The 20,802-nt window shown below is 66.8% G+C and carries 17 protein-coding genes; all 17 read right to left on the reverse strand.

Annotation, left to right across the window (positions count from 1 at the left end; all coding sequences use genetic code 11):
• Nucleotides 1-5: 5 nt before the first annotated feature.
• A complete protein-coding gene (gene tldD, locus ACS8Y6_RS06400; protein ID WP_440855208.1) occupies nucleotides 6-1,463 on the reverse strand; it encodes a metalloprotease TldD in 1,458 nt (485 codons plus the stop codon).
• 29 nt (nucleotides 1,464-1,492) lie between these two features.
• Entirely contained in the window at nucleotides 1,493-1,948 is a 456-nt protein-coding gene (locus ACS8Y6_RS06405) for a GNAT family N-acetyltransferase (protein WP_440855209.1), read from the reverse strand.
• 25 nt (nucleotides 1,949-1,973) lie between these two features.
• Nucleotides 1,974-2,948 carry a quinone oxidoreductase family protein gene (locus ACS8Y6_RS06410; protein ID WP_440855210.1) on the reverse strand — a complete coding sequence of 325 codons (975 nt, stop codon included), beginning with the start codon at nucleotides 2,946-2,948 and terminating at the stop codon, nucleotides 1,974-1,976.
• Nucleotides 2,949-3,033: 85 nt separating this feature from the next.
• On the reverse strand, nucleotides 3,034-3,879 hold the full coding sequence (locus ACS8Y6_RS06415) for a carbon-nitrogen hydrolase family protein (protein ID WP_440851258.1): 846 nt from the start codon (nucleotides 3,877-3,879) through the stop codon (nucleotides 3,034-3,036).
• Nucleotides 3,880-3,942: 63 nt separating this feature from the next.
• Nucleotides 3,943-7,881: a YhdP family phospholipid transporter gene (locus ACS8Y6_RS06420; protein WP_440855211.1), complete on the reverse strand. Its 3,939-nt coding sequence runs from the start codon at nucleotides 7,879-7,881 to the stop codon at nucleotides 3,943-3,945.
• 137 nt (nucleotides 7,882-8,018) lie between these two features.
• A complete protein-coding gene (locus ACS8Y6_RS06425) occupies nucleotides 8,019-9,485 on the reverse strand; it encodes an Rne/Rng family ribonuclease (RefSeq protein WP_440851273.1) in 1,467 nt (488 codons plus the stop codon).
• A gap of 183 nt (nucleotides 9,486-9,668) precedes the next feature.
• The gene (rlmH, locus tag ACS8Y6_RS06430) at nucleotides 9,669-10,139 is read right to left on the reverse strand and encodes a 23S rRNA (pseudouridine(1915)-N(3))-methyltransferase RlmH (RefSeq protein WP_440851260.1); all 471 of its coding nucleotides are present in this window, start codon (nucleotides 10,137-10,139) and stop codon (nucleotides 9,669-9,671) included.
• 105 nt (nucleotides 10,140-10,244) lie between these two features.
• Nucleotides 10,245-10,646: a ribosome silencing factor gene (rsfS, locus tag ACS8Y6_RS06435; RefSeq protein WP_440851261.1), complete on the reverse strand. Its 402-nt coding sequence runs from the start codon at nucleotides 10,644-10,646 to the stop codon at nucleotides 10,245-10,247.
• A complete protein-coding gene (gene nadD, locus ACS8Y6_RS06440; RefSeq protein WP_440851262.1) occupies nucleotides 10,646-11,335 on the reverse strand; it encodes a nicotinate-nucleotide adenylyltransferase in 690 nt (229 codons plus the stop codon). The genes rsfS and nadD overlap by 1 nt, the downstream gene beginning before the upstream one ends.
• The gene (locus tag ACS8Y6_RS06445) at nucleotides 11,325-12,620 is read right to left on the reverse strand and encodes a glutamate-5-semialdehyde dehydrogenase (protein WP_440855212.1); all 1,296 of its coding nucleotides are present in this window, start codon (nucleotides 12,618-12,620) and stop codon (nucleotides 11,325-11,327) included. Before ACS8Y6_RS06445 ends, nadD begins: the two co-directional genes overlap by 11 nt.
• Nucleotides 12,617-13,672 (reverse strand): DNA polymerase III subunit delta, encoded by a 1,056-nt coding sequence (gene holA, locus ACS8Y6_RS06450; protein ID WP_440855213.1) that lies wholly within the window; start codon nucleotides 13,670-13,672, stop codon nucleotides 12,617-12,619. Before holA ends, ACS8Y6_RS06445 begins: the two co-directional genes overlap by 4 nt.
• Nucleotides 13,672-14,433, reverse strand: a complete 762-nt coding sequence (gene speD, locus ACS8Y6_RS06455) for an adenosylmethionine decarboxylase (RefSeq protein WP_440855214.1) — start codon at nucleotides 14,431-14,433, stop codon at nucleotides 13,672-13,674. The genes holA and speD overlap by 1 nt, the downstream gene beginning before the upstream one ends.
• A gap of 75 nt (nucleotides 14,434-14,508) precedes the next feature.
• Nucleotides 14,509-14,928 (reverse strand): OsmC family protein, encoded by a 420-nt coding sequence (locus tag ACS8Y6_RS06460; protein WP_440851265.1) that lies wholly within the window; start codon nucleotides 14,926-14,928, stop codon nucleotides 14,509-14,511.
• 129 nt (nucleotides 14,929-15,057) lie between these two features.
• Nucleotides 15,058-15,855 carry an indole-3-glycerol phosphate synthase TrpC gene (gene trpC, locus ACS8Y6_RS06465; RefSeq protein WP_440855215.1) on the reverse strand — a complete coding sequence of 266 codons (798 nt, stop codon included), beginning with the start codon at nucleotides 15,853-15,855 and terminating at the stop codon, nucleotides 15,058-15,060.
• A gap of 83 nt (nucleotides 15,856-15,938) precedes the next feature.
• Complete coding sequence (trpD, locus tag ACS8Y6_RS06470; RefSeq protein WP_440855216.1) at nucleotides 15,939-16,976, reverse strand: anthranilate phosphoribosyltransferase; 1,038 nt, start codon at nucleotides 16,974-16,976, stop codon at nucleotides 15,939-15,941.
• Nucleotides 16,973-17,578: an anthranilate synthase component II gene (locus ACS8Y6_RS06475; RefSeq protein WP_440851268.1), complete on the reverse strand. Its 606-nt coding sequence runs from the start codon at nucleotides 17,576-17,578 to the stop codon at nucleotides 16,973-16,975. The genes trpD and ACS8Y6_RS06475 overlap by 4 nt, the downstream gene beginning before the upstream one ends.
• Entirely contained in the window at nucleotides 17,575-19,134 is a 1,560-nt protein-coding gene (gene trpE / locus ACS8Y6_RS06480) for an anthranilate synthase component I (RefSeq protein ID WP_440855217.1), read from the reverse strand. The genes ACS8Y6_RS06475 and trpE overlap by 4 nt, the downstream gene beginning before the upstream one ends.
• Nucleotides 19,135-20,802: the final 1,668 nt, after the last annotated feature.

A 20,802-nucleotide genomic window follows, 5' to 3' on the forward strand; every position in this document is an offset into this window, starting at 1 on the left:
CGTAATCAGGCGGCGCCTTCGGTGCCGCCGACGGTGATCGAGTCGACCTTGAGCGTGGGCTGGCCGACGCCGACCGGTACGCTCTGGCCGTTCTTGCCGCATACGCCGACCCCGGTATCCAGCGCCCAGTCGTTGCCCAGCATTGAGATGCGGCCCAGAACCTCCGGGCCGTTGCCGATCAGCGTGGCGCCCTTGAGCGGCGCGCCGAGCTTGCCGTTGTCGATCCGGTAGGCCTCGTCGCAGGAGAACACGAAGTTGCCCGAAGTGATATCGACCGAGCCGCCGGAGAAATGCGCCGCATAGATGCCGGACTCGACCGAGGCGATGATGTCGGCCGGATCGGTGTCGCCGCCGCGCAGGTAGGTATTGGTCATGCGCGGCATGACGGTATGGGCATACGACTCACGCCGGGCGTTGCCCGTGGCGGGCGTGTCCATCAGGCGCGCGTTGTGCTTGTCCTGCATGTAGCCGACCAGCACGCCGTTCTCGATCAGCGTGTTGGCGGCCGCCGGCGTGCCTTCGTCGTCGATTGTCAGGCTGCCGCGCCGGCCGTCGAGCGTGCCGTCGTCGACCACCGTGCACAGTTCGGAGGCGACCTTCTGCCCGATCTTGCCCGAATAGTTGGAGGCCCCGCGGCGATTGAAATCGCCTTCCAGTCCGTGGCCGACCGCTTCGTGCAACAGCACGCCGGACCAGCCCGCGCTCATCACCACCGGCATGGCGCCGGCGGGTGCGGCTTCGGCCTTGAGCCGGACCAGGGCACGGCGTACCGCCTCGCGGGCGTATTCGGCCACGAGATCGTCGGGGCCGGTGTAGATGTGGTATCCCAGCCGCCCGCCGCCGCCGGCGGTGGCCGATTCGCGCACGCCGTTCTCCTCGACCTGCACCGAGATGTTCAGCCGCACCATCGGCCGCACATCGCCGGCCAGCGTGCCGTCGGAGGCGGCCACCAGCATGGTGTCCGACGAGCCGGCCAGCGACACCGTCACGCGGACCACGCGGGCATCGGCATCGCGCGCGACCTTGTCGGCATGATGCAGCAGCGCGACCTTGGCCTCGGCATCCAGCGTGGCCGCCGGGTCGATCGGCCGGTAGCGCACGGCCGGACCGGTGTCGCGCCGCGTGAGCGCATTCATGCGCGCCGTCTTGCCATCGCGGGCAATCGCGGCCGCGGCCTGCGATGCCTGGGCGAGTGCCGGAAAGGCCAGTTCGTCGGCATAGGCGAAACCGGTCTGTTCACCGGCCAGTGCCCGTACGCCCACACCCTGGGCGGTGGAGGCGCCGGCGCTGCGGACCACGCTGTCCTCCAGCATCCAGTTCTCGCTTTTCAGGATCTGGAAATACAGGTCGGCATAGTCCACACCCGGTACCATCAGGCCGGACAAGGTGGTTTCGAGTTGTTGCGCGTTGATATTGGCGTGGCCGAGCAGGGCGTCGCTGGCGATATCGAGAGTGTTTTGCATGGCCTCAGATTAACACCTGAGACTCGGGATCAGCCGAGTCGTTTTTGCAAAAACACTCGGTCGCGGCCGTCGTCCATGCGGCGATCGGTTTCCACGTAGCCGTGATGGGCATACCAGGCCCGGTTCTCGTGGGCGATCGCCGGCGTATAGAGCCGCACACGGTCGAACCCGCGCGCTGTGGCCTGTTGTTCGGCATGGGCCAGGAGCCGGCCGCCCAGGCCCCGCGATTGAGCGGCGGGATCGACTGCGATGTTCTCGATCCAGAACGTATCGCGGGCATCCAGCACCACGAAGCCCGCCAGCCGGCCGGATCGGCGAAAAACCCAGGTATCGCCCGCCGCGACCACGCGTGCGTAATCGACCGACAGCGGCTGCGGCGGGATGGGCATGCGCTCGACGTAGCGGGCATAAGCCGCCCAGGCGATGTCGCGGATGGCCACGGGGTCGCCGGCCTCGGCACCCCGTATGACGATCTCATCGCGCATTGCCGGCGCCCGGTTGTCGCGATCCTCAGGGAATGAGAATCGTCGAGCCGGTGGTCTTGCGCTCGGCGATCGCCTGCTGGGCGGCGCCGGCTTCTTCCAGGCTGTAGCGCTGGCCGATATGCACCGTCACGTCGCCCGACTCGAGTACCGCGAACAGGTCGGCGCACATCATCTCGAAGCGTTCCGGCGTGTCGGCATAACCGCCCAGGCTGGGCCGGGTGACGAACAGCGAGCCGCCGCGGTTGAGTTCGACCAGATCCACCCCCTCGACCGCGCCCGAGGCGTTGCCGAACGAGACCATCAGGCCGCGTTTTTTCAGGCATTTGAGCGAATCGTGCCAGGTGTCGCGGCCGACCGAGTCGTAGACCACGGGCACACCGGCGCCGTCGGTGAGCGCCAGTACGCGTTCGGGCACCGATTCGCGGGTGTAGTCGATGGTCATCCAGGCGCCGTGGTCGCGGGCGATATCGGCTTTCTCGTCGGAGGAGACGGTCCCGATCACGTGCGCGCCGAGCGCTTTCGCCCACTGGCAGGCGATCAGGCCGACACCGCCGGCCGCGGCGTGGAACAGGAGGGTGTCGCCTTCGGCCACGGCGTAGGTCTGGCGCAGCAGGTACTGCACGGTCAGGCCCTTGAGCAGCGAGGCGGCCGCGGTGTCGAAATCGATGGCATCGGGCAGGGCGACGACGTGATCGGTCGACAGCGTGATCGCATCCGCGTAGGCGCCCTTGGGCCCGAGTACATAGGCGACGCGGTCCCCCACGGCGAAATCCTCGACACCGTCGCCGACCGCGTCGATCACGCCGGCGCCCTCGGAGCCCATCGCGCTCGGCAGTTCGCCCGGGTACAGCCCGGTGCGGAAATAGATATCGATGAAATTCACGCCGATGGCATGGTTTTTCACCCGGACCTCGCCGGGGCCGGGCGCGCGAATCTCGGTTTCCACCAGCTCGAGTACCTCGGGGCCGCCGGTTTGCTTGAATTGAATCTGTCGAGCCATGAGAACTCCTTGCATTAAAAGCGTCGTACAGGCGAGTCGAGGCCGGGGCCCCGTCTCGCCCGCGTGTGCAAAACCGCAACCGAGCCTACGCCAGCCGGCGATGCGACAGGCAGGGAAAGCCCTCGCGCAGGCGCGCGGCGCGGTTGCGATCGATATCGGCGATGACCACCTCATTGGCCTCGGATCGCGCTTCGGCCTGGACCTGCCCCCACGGGTCGCAGATCAGGCTGTGGCCGTAGGTGCGCCGGCCGCTGGCGTGATGCCCGGCCTGGTTGGGCGCGATCATGGTGGCGAGATTTTCCACCGCCCGCGCGCGGGTGAGCAGGTGCCAGTGGGCGGTGCCGGTGGTGTGCGTGAATGCCGACGGGGCGACGATGATTTCGGCGCCGTCGGCGGCCAGCGCCCGGTAGAGTTCGGGAAAGCGCAGGTCGTAGCAGATCGACAGCCCGATGCGGCCGAACGGCGAGTCGATCACCATCGGCGCATTCTTGCCCGCCATGAAGGTCGCCGATTCGCGATACGCCTCGGCCGAATCGGGCATGCCGACATCGAACAGATGGATCTTGTCGTAGCGCGCCACGCGCGTGCCGGTATCGTCGTAGACACACAGCGCCGGATAGACGCGGTCGGGCTCGGGGCTGGCGATCGGCAGGGTGCCGGCGGCGATCCAGAGGCCGGTCTCGGCCGCGGTCCGGGCCAGAAAATCCTGGATCGGGCCGTCGCCATCGGGCTCGGCCTCGCGCAGCTTGTCGGTTTCGTGCGCGCCCATCAGGGCGAAGTTTTCGGGCAGCACGGCCAGCCGGGCGCCGCGCCGCGCCGCATCGCGCAGCAGGTCGCCCGCGCGCGCGAGATTGGGGTCGACCTCGCCGCGCGAGTTCATCTGGATGGCGGCGACGCGCACGGTATCGAGCGCAGCTCGGGTGTCGCTCATGCCGGGGTTGTCCTTGATTCCATGTCCGTGGGCCGAGGATACGCCGAAGCCACGATGGGATCACTACTGCCCCGGCGTCGGGGATGTGCCGGGCCTGGCCGCGCCGGATGGCGTATTGGCACTGTTGTCGTCGGCCCGCGGATTGACGATCTGGGGATCCTCCCAGCTGCCCTTGAGGTGGTAGCCCACCGACGAGAAGTGCTGGATCGGCTTCTTGAGCAGTTGCTGCACCGCGAACACGGCCGCGCCGACGATCGGGCCGCCCAGCACCGCACTCGCGATTGCCACCCCGCTGCCCACCTTCGGGGTGATGGTGACGTACTCGTTGTAATCCCGTGTGGCCAGACCAATGCGGCCGGTGATGCCGATCTTGACCGACGGCGTCAGGATGCGCGCGTTCTGGCTGTAGGCCTGGCCCCGGTGGATATCGAAATCGGCACGCACCTTGTCGAAGGCCATGCCCTTGTCGACCACGTCGCGGAAATCCAGCCGCAGGCGTCGGGGCAGCACATAGAGATTCAACAGGCCGAGCAGACGCCCCGGTCCGGGGTCCACGGTCAGCAGTGTGCCGTGATCCAGCGCCAGGTGGACGCTGCCTTCCAGATACCGTAGATCGAGCCCGTTCGGATTGGGCTTGATTGCCAGATCGCTTTTGATACGCGCGCGCTTGGCCCGAATGGGTGAGACATAGCCGAAGGTGCGCAGCAGCCGTGACAGGCCGTGGCCGTCGAAATCCGCGTGCGCGCTGGCCTGGCTGACGCCGCTGTCCTGCTGCCAGTGCGCGTTGGCCTGGCCGGTGAGCGCGCCGTTCGCGAGCTGGAAACGATCCAGGCGCCAGCCGTCGGCGGTGCCGGTGGCATCCACATGGGCTTGGCCGAAGGATGTGCCGTCGACCACGAAGTTCTGTACGAACAGCTTCATGGCCGGTAGATCGGTGGGCGCCAGGCCGGGCCAGAGCACGGGCGAATCGCTGTTGCCGGCATTACCCGACGAGTGCGGCCGGGCCTTTTGGGTATGCAGCGCCACGCGCTTGAGATTGCCGGCGATACGCGCGGCCTGGCCGGACGGCGAGACCCAGGTGATCTGGCCCTGGCTGTCACCGCCTTCGAAATCCACGCGCCAGCCGGTCGTGTCCGTCATCGGCTGGGCACGGACATGGGGCCTGGCGATGTAGCGGTCGCCGAAACTCAGCCGGCCGATGGTCAGGTCGCCGCCGAGGAACGCCAGGGGCGATGCCGGGGGGGCGGTCTTCGGTTTGGGGTGGTGTGCGGCGGCACGGGCGGCCGGCGCGCCCGGAATATCGGCCGGCGCACCGTAGAGCACGTGGCGTACGACATAGAACCAGCCCAGACCGTCGACCCGCGCCGCATGGCCGCCGATCCACAGGCCGTTGGTATCCGGCGGCTTGATATCGGTGTGGCCTATCAGGGCCTGGATGCGCTCCGGCCGGCCATGGGCGTTCAGGTCGACGGCCAGGCGCAGGCGATGGTCGTAGTGGGCATCGATGTGGCCGTTGCGGGGATCGATCGTGACCGCCAGCGGTGCCGCGGTCGCGGCCGGCTTGGTCAATGGCGCGGGCAGCCGGATCGCCATGCCGGTGAGATCGCTGTTGACCCGGATCGGGCTGATCCGGCCATCGTGCTGGACCGTGAAGGCCACCGTCATGGGCGTCTGGCCTTTGCCGTAGATCAACCAGGCTTCCGGCAGATAATGCGCCAATGCCTTGCGGTCCGCCGGCAGGCTCGGCCGCGCGCGGGCGGTGATCCGCTCGCCGCCGTCGGTCCCGCTGGCGATGTCCGCCGAGATCGGTACGCCCATCATCTGCCCGGTCAAGCCGGACGCTTTCACACCGTGGCCGCTGAAGGCCAGCCGGCCGTGAATGCCGGTGATCGGGCCCGGCAGCGTACGCTGTCGCAGCGCATCGCCCCTGGCGTCGATGGTGCCGTCCACCTTGATATGGCCCAGGCCCGGTTTGAGCGGGATGCGCAGCTTGACGCCGACATCCGCCGGTCCGCTGACTTCGATGGCTTGCACCAGCTTGCCGAACTTCCGATGCAGCGGCGAGGCCGATATAAACGACATCAGTTTCGCGGCGGGCGCGCCGCTGGCCTTGCCGGTCAGCTGCATCACCGGCTCGCGCACGTTGCCGACGTGGGCCCGGGCCGCGTCGATGGACATGCCCAGCATCTTCGCGCTCGAGAGATCGAGCGTGAGCTGGTCGCCGTCCAGGGAGAGCTTGCCGCCGGCGTCCGTGACCTTCGGCCATTCCGGCTTGTAGCGCACCGTCGCGCCATGACCGACCAGGGTCATGTGGAAGCCGTTGCCGTTTTTCCCCTGGGCGAAGGGAAAACGATCCATGGGCCCCTTGACCGCGACATGACCGTGATCGAGCGAGCCGGCGAGAATGGCTTTGGGCAGCCAGTCGCGCAGACGCGGGTTGGGCAGATTCTTGCCCTGCGGTATATGCGCCAGCAGGCGGGCGATGTGGGGCGCGACCAGGTCGGCGGTGATATCCGCCACCGGCGCGCCCTGCTTCGGCAGACGGACGTGCCCCGAGGTCACCACATGGGCCTGGCGGCTGGCCAGACGCAGCTTGTCGAGATCGATCGACCAGCCGCCCCGGTCGGATGGCTGCCATTGCAGCCGGCCACCGAGCCCGGTGATGTCGACGTCGCCCTTGATGTAGCGCGCGGCCGACAGCGTCCCGCTGGCGCCTTCGAAGGTCAGCGTGTGCTGCCCCCCCTGCTGACGGTAGCGGCCGGCGATCGGCCCGAAGGCGATTTTCGGATCGTCGACCGTCAGGCCGTGAAAACCGACCTGCGCCGCCAGCGGCTGTCCGGGTTGCCAATGCAGCGCGAGCGTATCGATCGAGCCGTCGATGGCGGCATCCCGCAGGCGCGGTTCGGCCAGACGGGCCATGCGCAACGCCAGTGCTTCGGGCAGATGGCGCGCGGTAACGCGCACGGCATGACTGCGGGTATCGAAACGGGCGTTGGCGTCGAGATCGCCGGATTGCTTCGGCCCGCCGGTCAGCTGCGCCAGCTTGAGGTCGATGCGATGCGCCTCCGGATCGCTCGTGGCCTGAAATACGGCATTAAAGGCGGGGACCAATGGCCGATCGTCGCCGGCGCGCGCCAGCGCTTCACTGGCCAGCGTGATCCGGGTATCGGTCAGGCGATTATTTCGCCAATGGCCGTCCACGTCGAACGACAAGCGGCCGCCGCGCAGGTGGGAGACGATGTTCGTCCGCCCGGCACGGGCGAGGGCCAGGGGGCGGATATTGTCGCTGTGGAGCGAAAACCCGGCGTGGTCGGGGTGCTGCAGCGGCCCCGTGAGTGTGGCGCTGGCATTGATTGACGGCCACCAGGCCGGCCCGTCGGCCGAGGCCGTGGCCTTGAGCCTGTGATCGGCATCATCGTCGAGCGCAATGCGGACATTCGACCATTGCATGCGCCCGCCGGGCAGGCGGTCCGAAACAATCGTCAGCCGGCCGCCCCGGATGCGCACATGCGCAATCTGGCGGCGGACCGCGGCCAGCTTCGACCAGTCGATACCGGCGCCGCCGGAGGGGCCCCAATGGGCCAGCGCAAGCCCCGTGCCGGTGCGCACCAGCGCGGCGTGCGGTGCATCGACGATCAGGCCATCCGGCAGGCGCGACCCCCCGATCAGGTCGGCCAGCGAGAATTCCAGCCCGAGTCGATCGGCCGTGAGCGCGGGTTGCTCCGCGCCGGGCCGGGTGATGCGTGGATCGTCGAGGTAGAGGATCGGGCCATGCCAGCCCCAGCCGATTTCCAGGCCGGAGACCGAGATGTCGGCATGGATGCGCTGCCCGATGCGCTCGGCGAGCGCCTGGCGATACTGCGGTGCGAAATGATCGAGCAGCCGCACGCCGCCGACCAGAAGGCCCGCCAGGACGACGGTGCTCGCCAGAAGGATGATCAGGCTGCGCTTGATCCAGCCGCGGCGGCGTTTCGGGCGTGGCGCGGGGCTCATCGACGCCATGGCACCGGCGATTTGTCCGGGCCGACGTCATGTACGGATGGGTCGTGGTCAGGGCCGGTCATGGACAGCTCGGCGAGCCGTGTCATGCCGGCACGCCGAACGGTTTGCGGCGCGTCGCAGGCGGTCATCGACTCAGCTTACATCACGACCACATCGAATTGTTCCGGCCCATAGAGCGACTCGGCCTGCAGGCGCACGCTCACGCCCCCATCGGCGCAGACCTGGCGGAAGGCCGCCGCCTGGCTGTCGAGCAGTTGATCGATCGTGTCCGGCGGCGCCAGAACCAGCAACTCGGCATCCGCATGCGGCCGTCGCCGCGCCCGGCGCGCGATCTCGCGGAACAGCTCGAAGGTGATGGTCTCGGCCGTCTTGACGTAACCGCGGCCGCCGCAGGCCTCGCAGGGCGCGCACAACAGATGCTCGAGCGATTCGCGGGTGCGTTTGCGGGTGACTTCCACCAGCCCGAGATTGGAAATCTGGCCGACGGAGGTCTTGGCCGGGTCGGCTGCCAGCGCATCGGCCAGCTGGGCGAGTACCTGCTGCTTGTGATCCGCATCCACCATGTCGATGAAGTCGATCACGATGATGCCGCCGAGATTGCGCAGGCGCAGCTGACGCGCGATGGTCTGGGCGGCTTCCAGGTTCGTGCGCAGCACGGTCTGCTCGAGACTGCGGGTGCCCACGAAGCCGCCGGTGTTCACATCCACCGTGACCATGGCCTCGGTCTGCTCGATGATCAGGAAACCGCCCGACTTGAGCGGCACCCTGGGCTGCAGCGCGCGCTGGATGGCCTCTTCGATGCCGTACTGCGCGAACAGCGGGGTGTCGTCCTCGTACAGCAGCACGCGGTCGGTGAATTCGGGCGCGAAGCGCCGGGTGAACGCGATCATCTCCTGCCAGGCCCGGGCATCGTCGATGATCACGGCCGAGACATCGGGCGTGAGCAGGTCGCGCAGCATGCGGATCGCCAGCGGCAGGTCGCCGTAGACCAGGGTCTCGCCGGGCACATGCCGCGCCTGCTGTTGAATGTCGGCCCATACCGTGGCCAGGAATCGCATATCCGCAGCGAGCGCGGCGATCGGCGCGCCATCGGCCACGGTGCGCACGATGAAGCCGCCGGGCAGCTCGAGTTCGCGCCTGAGATCGGTCACCGCATCGAACAGGCGTGTGCGTTCGGTTTCGCTCTCGATCCGGGCCGAGACGCCGACGCGCGGCGTGTGCGGCATGTACACCAGGAACCGCGACGGAATCGCGAGGTCGGTGGTCAGGCGTGCGCCCTTGGTGCCCATGGCATCGCGGCTGACCTGGACCAGGATGCGATCACCGGCGTGAAGACGCTGCTCGATGCGCGGTGCGTCGTCGCCATGGTCGGCGTCAGGGCGCACCATGTCCGAGATCTGCAGAAAGGCGGCGCGCTCCAGGCCGATATCGACGAACGCCGCCTGCATCCCGGCCAGTACGCGCTGGACCACGCCGAGATAGATATTGCTGACCGCGCTCGCGGTGGCATCGCGCTGGATGTGGATGTCCTGCAATACGCCGCGCTCGATCTGCGCGGCGCGCGTCTCGCCCGGGCCGACGTTGACCAGGATCTCGACGCGCAGGGTATCGGCTTCGACCAGGGGCTCGGGGCTGCTCACGAGGCCCGACCGCGGCGACCGCCGCCGATGTATTGCGTGATGGATATCGAATGTTTCATCACTCGATTGTCGTCACGATGCCCGTAAACCCGCAACTCAACAATGATCGTAGCCGCAGCGCCGGATGCGCCGGCAACCGGCCTGCAATCAGGCGCGGTGGTACGGGTGGCCGATCAGGATGCTGTGGGCACGGAACAACTGTTCCGCCACGATCACGCGAACCAGCGGGTGCGGCAGGGTCAGGGCGGATAACGAGCGCCGGCTGTCGGCCGCGGCCAGCGAGGCGGGGCCCAGGCCATCGGGGCCGCCGACCAGTAGCGCGCGGTCGCGGCCGTCGCCCATCCAGGTCTTGAGGTCGGTGGCCAGGCCCTCGGTCGACCACGGCTTGCCGTCGACGGTGAGCGCGACGACGTCGGTATCGCGGCCGATCGCCTTCGCCATGCGCTGGTCCTCGGCGGCGATGGCGCGCGCGGTGTCGCCGCCCTCGTGGCGCTTGGCCAGCGGGATCTCGACCAGTTCCAGGCGGCATTCGCGCGGCAGCCGCCGGGCGTAATCCTCGTAGGCCATGGCCACCCATTTGGGCATGCGCCGGCCCACGGCGATCAGTCGAATCCGCACGACGGCCTCAGCTCGACACGCCAGCGTCGGCACACGGCGCGTGCCCGGTCCGGCCGGCGCCGGGCCAACAGACGGTGCGCGCACGCAACCCGGGCACACCGGCGTTCAGTGCGTGGCGCGGGTCGCGTCCGGGTCGGCGATATCCACGTCCCAGAGTTTTTCGAGCTGATAGTAGGCACGGGTCACGGGCTGCATGATGTGCACCAGCACGCCGTTGAGATCGATCAGCACCCATTCGGACTGTTCGAGTCCTTCCACGCGCGGCGTAAGCCCGGCCTTTTTGGCGTGGGCGATCACGGTCTCGCCGATGCGCTTGACGTGGCGGCCGGAGCGGCCGGTGCAGATCACCATATGCTCCGCCATCGTGGTCAGCGCGGCGATGTCCAGTACCTTGACCGATTCGCCCTTGAGCTCCTCGACGGCATCGAGCGCCAGGCGCAGGGTATTTTCAGTAGGCGCCGCGGTGGCGGCGTGGAGTGCTTCGGTCGGCGTGTTGTTTGCTGCCATTATTCCTTGGCCTCGCCCGTGGACGAGTGATAGATACGAGAATCCATAATGTCGTCGAGAATCGCCGCCGGCAAGAGGTAGCGCGGGCTGGCGCCCGAGGCGATCAGCGCGCGTATGCGGCTGGCGGAGATCGCCAACGGCGGCGGCGCGTAGTTGTAGATCACGCCGGCCCGGCTGTGGTGCAGGTCGTCGACGTCGTCGCTCGAGCGGGCATCGAGTTCCGCCGTGGCCTCCGGCGCGTATTCGGCCGACAGCCCGGGGCGCTCGATCAGCACGATATGGGCGTAGTCGAACAGCTTGCGCCATTCATGCCAGCTCGGCAGTTTGGCGAACACGTCGCGGCCCATGATCAGGCACAGCGGGTTGTGTGGAAAATCCGCGCGCAGCGAGGCCAGGGTATCGACCGTATAGGACGCGCCCTTGCGCATCAGTTCGCGGTCGTCCAGCGCCAGCCGCGGCTCGTTGGCGGTGGCCACGCGGATCCACTTGGCGCGCTGGCCCGGCGTGGCCCCGGGCTGCTCGCGGTGCGGCGGCCGGCCGTTCGGGATCAGGCGCACCTGGGCCAGCTTGAGATCCGTGGCCAGTTCCATGGCCAGGCGCAGATGGCCGTTGTGTACGGGATCGAAGGTGCCGCCGAGAATACCGATCGGGCCCTGGATGTTGTCCATCGCAACCTGTCTAGCGGACATGGCCGTCGCCGAAGACCACATATTTCTGGGACGTCAGGCCCTCCAGTCCGACCGGGCCGCGCGCATGCAGCTTGTCGGTGGATATGCCGATTTCCGCGCCCAGACCGTATTCGAAGCCGTCGGCGAAGCGGGTCGAGGCGTTGACCATGACCGATGCCGAATCCACCGTGCGAATGAACGCCCGCGCGCGGGTGAGGTTCTCGGTCACGATGGCGTCGGTGTGGTGCGAGCCCCAGCGCTCGATGTGATCGATCGCGGCGTCCATGTCGGGCACGATGCGTACCGCCAGCGTGGGCGCCAGATACTCGGCGGCCCAGTCGTCGTCGGTGGCGGGCTGGACGTCGGGGCCGAGGAGCTTGCGCGTGGCCTCGCAGCCGCGCAGCGTCACGCCGGCCTGACGCAGGTCGTGGGCCAGCGGTTCCAGGATCGATTGCGCCACGGACTCGGCCACCAGCAGGGTTTCCATTGTGTTGCAGGTGCCGTAGCGCTGGGTCTTGGCGTTGACCGCGATGGCGATCGCCTTGTCGCGCTCCGCCGATTCGTCGATATAGACGTGGCAGACGCCATCCAGATGCTTGATCACCGGCATCTTCGCGTGGTTGGCCACGAACTCGATCAGGCCCTTGCCGCCCCGCGGCACGATGACATCGATGAACTCCGGCATGGCAAGCATGGCGGCGACCGCCTCGCGATCGGTGGTCTCGACCACCTGCACGGCCTCGCGCGGCAGGCCGGCGTCGCTCAGCCCGCGCGCCACCGCCGCGGCGATGGCCTGATTGGAATGCGCCGACTCCGAGCCGCCCCGCAGGATGGCCGCGTTACCCGATTTCAGGCACAGGGCGGCCGCATCCGCGGTCACGTTCGGGCGCGATTCGTAGATGATGCCGATCACGCCCAGCGGCACGCGCATGCGCCCGACCTGGATGCCGGACGGCCGGAAGTTGAGGTCGGTCAGGCTGCCGATCGGATCCGCCAGCGCCGCCACCTGATGCACGCCCTCGGCCATGCGCTCGATGCGCGCGGAGCTGAGCTGCAGGCGTTCGATCGCTGCGTCGTCGAGCTTGCCGCGGGCATCGCGGATATCCCGGGCGTTGGCCGCGAGAATCGCGTCCTGCTGTGCCGTCAGGGCTTCGGCAATGGCGAACAGGGCGGCGTTTTTCTCGCCCGGCTCGGCCGCGGCCATGCGCCGGGCGGCGCGCCGGGCGGATTCGCCCAGGCCGCGGATCTGACGGGTCACGCGGGAGGAGGAGGCCTCGCCGCCGGGTTCGCGTAGGTTCGCGCTCATGACGATCGTGTCGTGGCAAATGAAGGTTGTGAAGTCTGCGCGCCCGGGGTTCGACCCGAGAGGGCAATGGTCAATGTTATCAGTTCATCCCAGGCCCGGCCCGGCGCCGCCCCCTTGTTGATGGCATCGGCCCGGGCCGCCTGGCGCAGCAGACACGCCAGACGGGCCGGATCGGCGGCCCGCGCAGCCCTGGAAATCTGGCGCTTGCGGGGCACCGGCATGAATATCTTGTTCATGAAGGCGTCGAGCCGGTTGGCCCGGGCCGCCAGTGCCGCCTGGTAGAGGGTGCGCAGATCGTTGACCAGTGCCCAGGTGATCGGCACGGCGTCCACGCCCTCGGCGCGCAGCCGGTACAGGCTCTTGACCGCGCCGGCCGTATCGCCGTCGAGCGCCTTGGCCGGCAGGTCGAAGATATCGAAGCGGGCGTGATCGCTGGCCGCCGCGGCGACTTCGGCGTGATCGACCGTGGTGTCGGGGTACAACAGCGCCAGCCGATCGATTTCCTGCGCCGCGGCCAGCAGGTTGCCTTCATTCTGGGTGGCCAGGAGCTGGGCGGCTTCGCGCGTGAGCGCGAGATCGTGCGTACCCGCCCGGCGCTCGATCCAGGCGACCATGCGAGATGCCGGCAACGGCCATGCATAGCTGACCACGCCGGCCCTGGCCACCGCCTTGTACCAGGCGCTCTTGCGGGCCGACGCCGCCAGGCCGGGGGCGACGATCAGCAGCAGCGTATCGGGCGCATCCTGCTTGAGGAAATCCGCGATCGCGGCCGAGCCGGGTTTGCCGGGGCCCTTGTCGGGCAGGTGCAGTTCCACGATGCGCCGGGCGGCGAACAGCGATTGATTGGCCCCGGCCGTGGCCAGCTGCGCCCAATCGAAGCCGGGCTCGGCGTGCAGGACATCGCGCTCGTCGAAACCTTCGTCGCGGGCACGCCGGCGCACCGCGTCGGCTGCCTCGACCACCTGCAACGGCTCGCTGCCGGCCAGTACATAGGCACGGGCGAGCGGGTGGCGGGCGAATTCGGTCTCGAAATCCTCGGCGCGAATATCCATCAGCCGAGGTTGCGGCCATAGAAGATATCGGTGATCTCGCCGGCGATGCGCTGGCCGAGATTCTCGGCTTCCTCGGCGGGCAGATCGGCGGCGTTCTCGGCGAACAGGTAGTTGTCGAGATCGAACTCGGTCAGCCGCATCTTGGTATGAAAGATGCGCTCGGACAGGACGTTGACGTCGACCATCTGGTAACGCTCGCGGATGTCGGGCGCGATGTAGTCCTGGATCGAGTGAATCGTGTGATCGATGAAATGCTTGGCGCCGTCGACGTCGCGCGTGAAGCCGCGGACCCGGTAATCGAGCGTGACCACGTCCGACTCGAAGCTGCGAATCAGATGATCCAGCGCCTTGAGCGGCGAGATCAGCCCGCAGGTGGATACATCGATGTCGGCGCGAAAGGTGGAGATGCCGTCGTCCGGATGGAACTCCGGATAGGTATGCACCGTGATGTGGCTCTTGTCGAGATGGCCCACCACGGCCTCCGACATCGGGCCCTCGTAGGCATACTCCTCGGCGATCAGGATGGTCACGCTCGCGCCTTCGGGCTCGTAGTCCTGGCGGGCGACATTCAGGATCTGCGCGCCGATGATGTTCGACACCTCGGTGAGGATCTGGGTCAGCCGATCGGCGTTGAACACCTCGTCGATATAAGCGATATAGGCCTGCTTCTGCTCGCGTGTGCGGGCATAGCAGATATCGTAGATATTGAACGAAAGCGACTTCGTCAGATTGTTGAAGCCGTGCAGGCGAAGTTTATCCATGGCGTTCGCAAAAGCGATGGTCGGAGGCGCAGTATCCGGCGTATGCAGGCCGCGTCAAGCGTGCGGCGGACGCGGTCACTCAGCTTCGTGGATGGTGTAGCCGTGAGTCATGTTCACGGCCTGGGCCAGCATGATCGAGGCCGAGCAATATTTCTCGGCGGACAGCTCGACCGCCCGGGCCACGTGTTTTTCGCTCAGGTTGCGGCCGCTGACGATGAACTGGACGTGGATGTCGGTGAACACCCTGGGCTCGGTTTCGGCCCGCGTGCCGTCGACCTCGATCCGGCAGTCGGTCACGTCCTGGCGCGATTTCTTCAGGATATGCATCACGTCCATCGCGCTGCAGCCGCCCACCGACAGCAGCATCATCTCCATCGGCCGGAAACCGGCGTTCTTGCCGCCGAGATCGGGCGGGCCGTCGATCGTGACGTGGTGGTCGCTATCGGCCCGGCCGTCGAATTCCAGGCCGTCTTTCCAGTTCAGGGTCGCTTTCATCGAATCGCGCTTACGGTTGTCTTCTCATCATGATGTAAGGCATCCGCAGGGAAATAAAAGAGGCGCGGTGGTTTCGGGCCGCGCTGGCCGGTGCCATGTGGGGCGGCCGGCAAGGCCGAGGATGGTGGTTCAGTCGATAAGCCGGGCCAGCGCTTGCCCTGGATCGGGCTGGCGCATGAAGGACTCGCCGACCAGCAGTGCATCGAAGCCGGCATCGGCCAGCCGCATGCGGTCTTCGGGCGTGAAAATGCCGCTTTCGCTGACGAGGAGACGGTCGCCGACGATACGCTCGCGCAGCGCCAGGCTGACGTCAAGGCTGGTGTCGAAGGTATGCAGGTCGCGATTGTTGATGCCGAGGATGGTGTGCCCGGGCAGGGTCAGCACCCGGTCGAGTTCCTCGGCATCGTGGACTTCGGCGAGCACATCCATGCCCAGTTCGAAGGCCCGCGCGGCCAGCTCGGCCATCAAGTCGGTGGACAACGCGGCCGCGATCAGCAGGATGCAGTCGGCGCCGAGCGCGCGCGACTGGTCGATCTGGACCGGATCGATCATGAAGTCCTTGCGCAGCACCGGCAGATCGCAGGCGTCGCGCGCGATGCCGAGGAAGGCGTCGTCGCCCTGGAAATAATCGCGGTCGGTGAGCACGGAAAGACAGGCCGCGCCGCCCGCCGCGTATCGCCGTGCCAGCCAGGCGACATCGAAATCCTCGCGAATCAGCCCCTTGCTGGGCGAGGCTTTCTTGATCTCGGCGATCACCGAACGCGGGCGCTTGCCCTCCAGTGCCGCCGCGAAGCCGCGCGGCGCCTCGGCGGCGGCCACGGCGTCGGCCAGGGCGCCCGGGTCCGTGGCGGCGACGAACGCGGCGATTTCTTCGCGCTTTCGCGCCAGGATACGGTCGAGGATGGTGTCGGTGGTCTGAATGCTCATGGCCGCGCCGCGGGTTGGTAATAAAACGAGGGGGCGGCGGCTCGGCGCCGGCCCGGGCATAGCCTAACGCGATCGGGCCGCGATCAGGCGCTCGCCGCGCGTGCCCGGGTAAACGCGGCGACTTCCGCCATACGTCGTGCTGCGGCCCCGCTGGCGATGGTCTCGCGCGCCAATGCCACGCCGGCCGCCAGATTCGGCGATTGGCCGCCGACGTAAAGCGCCGCGCCGGCATTGAAGGCAATGATATCGGCCGCCAGGTCGAACTGGCCGGCGAACGCTTTTTCGATCACCGCCAGGGATTCGGCCGCACTGGTCACGCGCAGCGTATCGAGCGAGCCGCGTTCCAGGCCGACATCCTCCGGTGCGATCTTGTAGCTGACGACGTCGCCGTCGCGCAGCTCGGCGACCCGGGTCGGCGCGTTGATCGACAGTTCGTCGAGGCCGTCCTCGCCATGCACAATCATCACATGCCGGCTGCCGAGCTTGCCGAGCACCTGGGCCAGCGGCTCGCACAGATGGCCGTTGAACACGCCCATGATCTGGTTGCGCGCGCCGGCGGGGTTGGTCAGCGGCCCGAGCAGATTGAACAGCGTGCGGATACCGAGTTCGCGGCGTACGCCGACCGCGTGTTTCATCGCGCCGTGATGGGCCGGGGCGAACATGAAGCCGACGCCGAGTTGACGAATGCAGGCGGCGACTTCGTCGGCCGTGGTCTCCAGGTTCAGGCCGGCGGCTTCCAGCAGGTCGGCGCTGCCGGACTTGCTCGAAACCGAGCGGTTGCCGTGCTTGGCGACATGCCCGCCGGCAGCGGCGGCCACGAACGCCGCCGCGGTGGAGACATTGAACAACCCCGAGCCGTCGCCGCCGGTGCCGCAGGTGTCGACCAGTGTTTCGGCGATGTCGGGCGCCACCGGCACATCGGTGGCCAGTTCGCGCATGACGGCCGCGGCGGCGGCGATTTCGTCGATCGATTCGCCCTTCATGCGCAGGCCCATGAGGAACGCGCCGATCTGGGCCGGGGTGGCGCCGCCGGTCATGATCGAGCGCATGGCCGCGGCCATGCGCTCGGGCGCCAGATCCCGGCCGCGCGCGATATCGTCCAGCAGGGGCGCGTCGATCATGCCGGGTCGGCCTTCAACTCGCCGCAGCGCTTGAGGAAGGTGTGCAGCATCGCGTGGCCGTGATCCGAAAGGATGGATTCGGGATGGAACTGCACGCCCTCGGCGCCGGTGGGGGTATGGATGAGCCCCATGATTTCGTCCATCTCGCCGTCGGCGGTTTCGGTCCAGGCGGTGATCTCGAAATCGGCCGGCAGGCCGTCGCGGGCCACGATCAACGAGTGATAGCGGGTCGCGGTCAGCCGATCCGCCAGATTCTCGAACACGCCACGCCCGGTATGGCGGATGGTGGAGGTCTTGCCGTGCATGACCTGGCGGGCACGCGTGACCGTCGCGCCGAACGCCCGCCCCAGCGCCTGATGACCGAGACACACGCCGAAGATCGGCAGGCGATGGGCCATGCGCTGGATCAGCTCGATCGACACGCCCGCCTCTTCCGGCCCGCAGGGCCCGGGCGAGACCACCACGCCGGCCGGCGCCATGCGCTCGATCTCCGCGACCGTGATTTCGTCGTTGCGCACCACATGCACTTCGGCGTCGAGCTCGCCCAGATACTGCACGAGGTTGTAGGTGAACGAATCGTAGTTATCGAGCATCAGGATCATGACGAGCGCTCCCCCTTGTGGCCAACACGGCGCCGCGTCCCCAGCCCCTGCTCGGCCAGGGCCGCGGCCTTCATCACCGCGCGGGCCTTGTTCATCGTCTCTTCCCACTCCGTGGTGGGCTGCGAGTCGGCGACGATGCCGCCGCCGGCCTGGACATGGATCTCGCCGTTCTTGATCACCGCGGTGCGGATCGCGATCGCCAGATCCATGCTGCCGTTGCCGGCCAGATAGCCCACCGCGCCGCCGTAGACGCCGCGCTTGACCGGCTCGATCTCGTCGATGATCTCCATCGCCCGGATCTTGGGGGCGCCCGAGAGCGTGCCGGCCGGGAACGCCGCCCGCAGCGCATCCATGGGCGTCAGATCGTCTCTGAGCTTGCCGGTGACGTTCGACACGATATGCATGACGTGCGAATAACGCTCGATCGCCATGCGCTCGGTCAGCTTGACCGTGCCCGGCGTCGCCACCCGGCCGACATCGTTGCGGCCCAGATCGATCAGCATCAGGTGCTCGGCGATCTCTTTCGGGTCTTGCAGCAATTCCTCGGCCAGGGCTTCGTCCTCGGCCGGGGTCAGGCCGCGCTTGCGGGTGCCGGCGATCGGGCGCACCGTGACCTCGCCGTCCATCGCGCGCACCAGAATCTCCGGCGACGCGCCCACCACGTGGTGATCGTCGAAGTTGAAATAGAACATGTACGGCGACGGATTCAGGCTACGCAGCGCCCGATAAAGCGACATCGGTTCCGCGTTGAAGGGCGCCGACAGGCGCTGGCTGGGCACCACCTGCATCACGTCGCCGGCCTGGGTGTAGTCGCGAATCCGGCGCACCGCGTCCTCGTAGCCGGCCTGGGTCAGCCCGGAGACGAAACGGCCATTGTCGATGGCGGGGTCGATTGCCCGGTCGACCCCGGGATCGATTGCCGCGCCCTCGGTGCCGGTACGTGCCGCCGCCTGCGGCAGGGGGGCATCCAGCGCATCCAGAATGGCCTCGATCCGGGTCTCCACCCGGGCCCGGTCCCCGGCATCGCCTTCCAGATAGTGAGCCACGACATAGAGCTTGCCCGAGAGATTGTCGAAGATGACCAGCTCCTCGGCCACCAGCAACAGAATATCGGGCAGATCCAGCGGATCGTCCTTGTCCTGCCCGCCGCCGGCCAGACGCGGCTCGATATAGCGAATCGTGTCGTAGCCGAAATAGCCGACCAGACCGCCGGTCAGGCGCGGCAGTTCGGGCAACCGCGGCAGCGGGCGGGCATCGTTGAACGCCTGGATCCAGGCCAGCGGATCGGCGGTCTCGAGTGTCTCGATGATGCCGTCATCGGTTTCGTGCACGAGCGTTCTGCCGCGCACGCGAATACGCTCGGTGGCCGGCAGGCCGATGATGGAATAACGGCCCCAGCGCTCGCCGCCCTGCACGGATTCCAGCAGGAAGGAATAGGGCGCATCGGCGACTTTCAGATAAGTCGACAGCGGCGTGTCGAGATCGGCCAGCGCCTCGACCACCAGCGGTTCACGCCGGGCGAGTAGCGAAGCCTCGTAGGAGACGGAATCGGACATGGCGCATCAATCGATCGGATATTGACAAACAGGCGGCGCGACAACGCGCGCCGCAACGGGTGTGGGCATCAACCCCGCCAGAGCTGCACCCGCCATCGCCAGGCCGCGTCGAAAGCGCGGTTGACGGCTTGTTTCGATCGATTCGACGTCATGTGCGAAATCGTGCCGTATCTGGTTCGTTTTGCCAAGCCTGGGCCGCCATCGGGCGGCCCGGGGCGGGTGACAGGGGGCGTTTAGCCACAGAGTCAGATTGCGCGCATTTATGTAATGGTCAGGCTCGCAGAGCCCGGCGTCTGGGCCCGGTTGCACGGCGCAGGCAAGCACAGGCCAAACAGGGCTGCCGCGGCGCGCCTCGACCCCGGGAAAATCGAAGGCCGTGCGCGGCGGGCTCCGCCCGGGACGCGTAGGTGCGTACGCGGCCGAGTGCTGCAGCCCTGCCGTGGAAATAGAGCGGCGGGCCGGCATATGTCCCCTATTTATTATCTGTTTCGCTAGACGTGATTCTCACGCGCCCATTGTCGAAAAATTTTACAATCGAATTCACTGCCATAAGTTTTGGATTTTTTTGTTAAAAAAATTAATTGAAGGCAGCGACGTGGCTGATATGGGAGTTTTCTAGGAAAAACTGTCGAACGGCATTACAGTTTTATGTTCATGCCCGTATAAAGCTATCTAAATAATTGAAATTGCGTGAAATGATTATCTGGCACGGAATCTGCTCAAACCGCACTAATGCACGCGACCTCCGTCACGGGGCGGACCCGACGCTCTTCCGCCCCTATTCGGCCGATGCACGCGCACCTCGATATATTACGAACTGGAACGGGAGAAGCATTCGATGAAATGTCCAAACAAGTATCTCACTGCGCTGTCTGTCGCCATCGTTTTGGCGCTAGGCTTCGGCAGCGGTGCCCAGGCGACCCCGTTGAAACTTGATGTCAGCGCATTTACCGTCGGTTGGAATGGCTTCACGTTCAATATTCCTACGTTCACCGCCAGTGCCAACCTGAGTGACGGCGGGACTTGGAAATTCAGCACGCCATTCACTCTGAGCGCTCCAACCAGCCAGTCTGGCGCCAGGAGCGAGGGATCCGCCTGGAATTTCATGGCGACCCGGTCAGTAACTCTGAGTTCTGGATCGGTGTCCGCAAGCCCTCAGGCCTTGTCTCAGTCAGGCGCGCTGTCCTACACCAGGCGGGGAGTCGACGGAGGTGGGCCGAGTAACCCGACGTTGTTCCGAACTTACGCAAGTCTGACCAATTCGACGCCTCTCACATTCGTATTCTCGGGTTTGGGAACGTTCAAGGTGAACTTCGGGGGTGGTTCTGCACAGAGCTACTGTGAGACATATCCGATTGATCCAACGTGCCCCGGCGATCTCAGCTCGGCCAGCAGCACTCTCCCGGGCTCAGTTGTGTTCAATGCCGCTTCGAATGTCGCCGCCGTACCGGAGCCTCCGATATTGCCATTGTTCGGATTCGGCGTTGGCTTGTTGGTCCTCTGCCTCTTCCTGCGCCGTAGCAGGGCGAATACGCACAACCTCTGATCCGGCGATAGGGGCAAATCCACTCACTCGCTAAAATACGACCAGGATAAGGAGCGCTGAGCTGTGTCCCCGAGGTTCCCCCGCAACCATCACTTTATCGACAGCAAGTTATCGCTTCTTTG

Source organism: Salinisphaera sp. RV14, assembly GCF_052044135.1.
In the GTDB taxonomy this organism is placed as follows: domain Bacteria; phylum Pseudomonadota; class Gammaproteobacteria; order Nevskiales; family Salinisphaeraceae; genus Salinisphaera.

Excerpts from the sequence above, each read along its gene's own strand:
- tldD (WP_440855208.1), bottom strand. The coding sequence starts at position 1,463 with ATGCAAAACACTCTCGATATCGCCAGCGACGCCCTGCTCGGCCACGCC.
- ACS8Y6_RS06405 (WP_440855209.1), bottom strand. The coding sequence starts at position 1,948 with ATGCGCGATGAGATCGTCATACGGGGTGCCGAGGCCGGCGACCCCGTG.
- ACS8Y6_RS06410 (WP_440855210.1), bottom strand. The coding sequence starts at position 2,948 with ATGGCTCGACAGATTCAATTCAAGCAAACCGGCGGCCCCGAGGTACTC.
- ACS8Y6_RS06415 (WP_440851258.1), bottom strand. The coding sequence starts at position 3,879 with ATGAGCGACACCCGAGCTGCGCTCGATACCGTGCGCGTCGCCGCCATC.
- ACS8Y6_RS06420 (WP_440855211.1), bottom strand. The coding sequence starts at position 7,881 with ATGGCGTCGATGAGCCCCGCGCCACGCCCGAAACGCCGCCGCGGCTGG.
- rsfS (WP_440851261.1), bottom strand. The coding sequence starts at position 10,646 with ATGGCAGCAAACAACACGCCGACCGAAGCACTCCACGCCGCCACCGCG.
- nadD (WP_440851262.1), bottom strand. The coding sequence starts at position 11,335 with ATGTCCGCTAGACAGGTTGCGATGGACAACATCCAGGGCCCGATCGGT.
- ACS8Y6_RS06445 (WP_440855212.1), bottom strand. The coding sequence starts at position 12,620 with ATGAGCGCGAACCTACGCGAACCCGGCGGCGAGGCCTCCTCCTCCCGC.
- holA (WP_440855213.1), bottom strand. The coding sequence starts at position 13,672 with ATGGATATTCGCGCCGAGGATTTCGAGACCGAATTCGCCCGCCACCCG.
- speD (WP_440855214.1), bottom strand. The coding sequence starts at position 14,433 with ATGGATAAACTTCGCCTGCACGGCTTCAACAATCTGACGAAGTCGCTT.
- ACS8Y6_RS06460 (WP_440851265.1), bottom strand. The coding sequence starts at position 14,928 with ATGAAAGCGACCCTGAACTGGAAAGACGGCCTGGAATTCGACGGCCGG.
- trpC (WP_440855215.1), bottom strand. The coding sequence starts at position 15,855 with ATGAGCATTCAGACCACCGACACCATCCTCGACCGTATCCTGGCGCGA.
- trpD (WP_440855216.1), bottom strand. The coding sequence starts at position 16,976 with ATGATCGACGCGCCCCTGCTGGACGATATCGCGCGCGGCCGGGATCTG.
- ACS8Y6_RS06475 (WP_440851268.1), bottom strand. The coding sequence starts at position 17,578 with ATGATCCTGATGCTCGATAACTACGATTCGTTCACCTACAACCTCGTG.
- trpE (WP_440855217.1), bottom strand. The coding sequence starts at position 19,134 with ATGTCCGATTCCGTCTCCTACGAGGCTTCGCTACTCGCCCGGCGTGAA.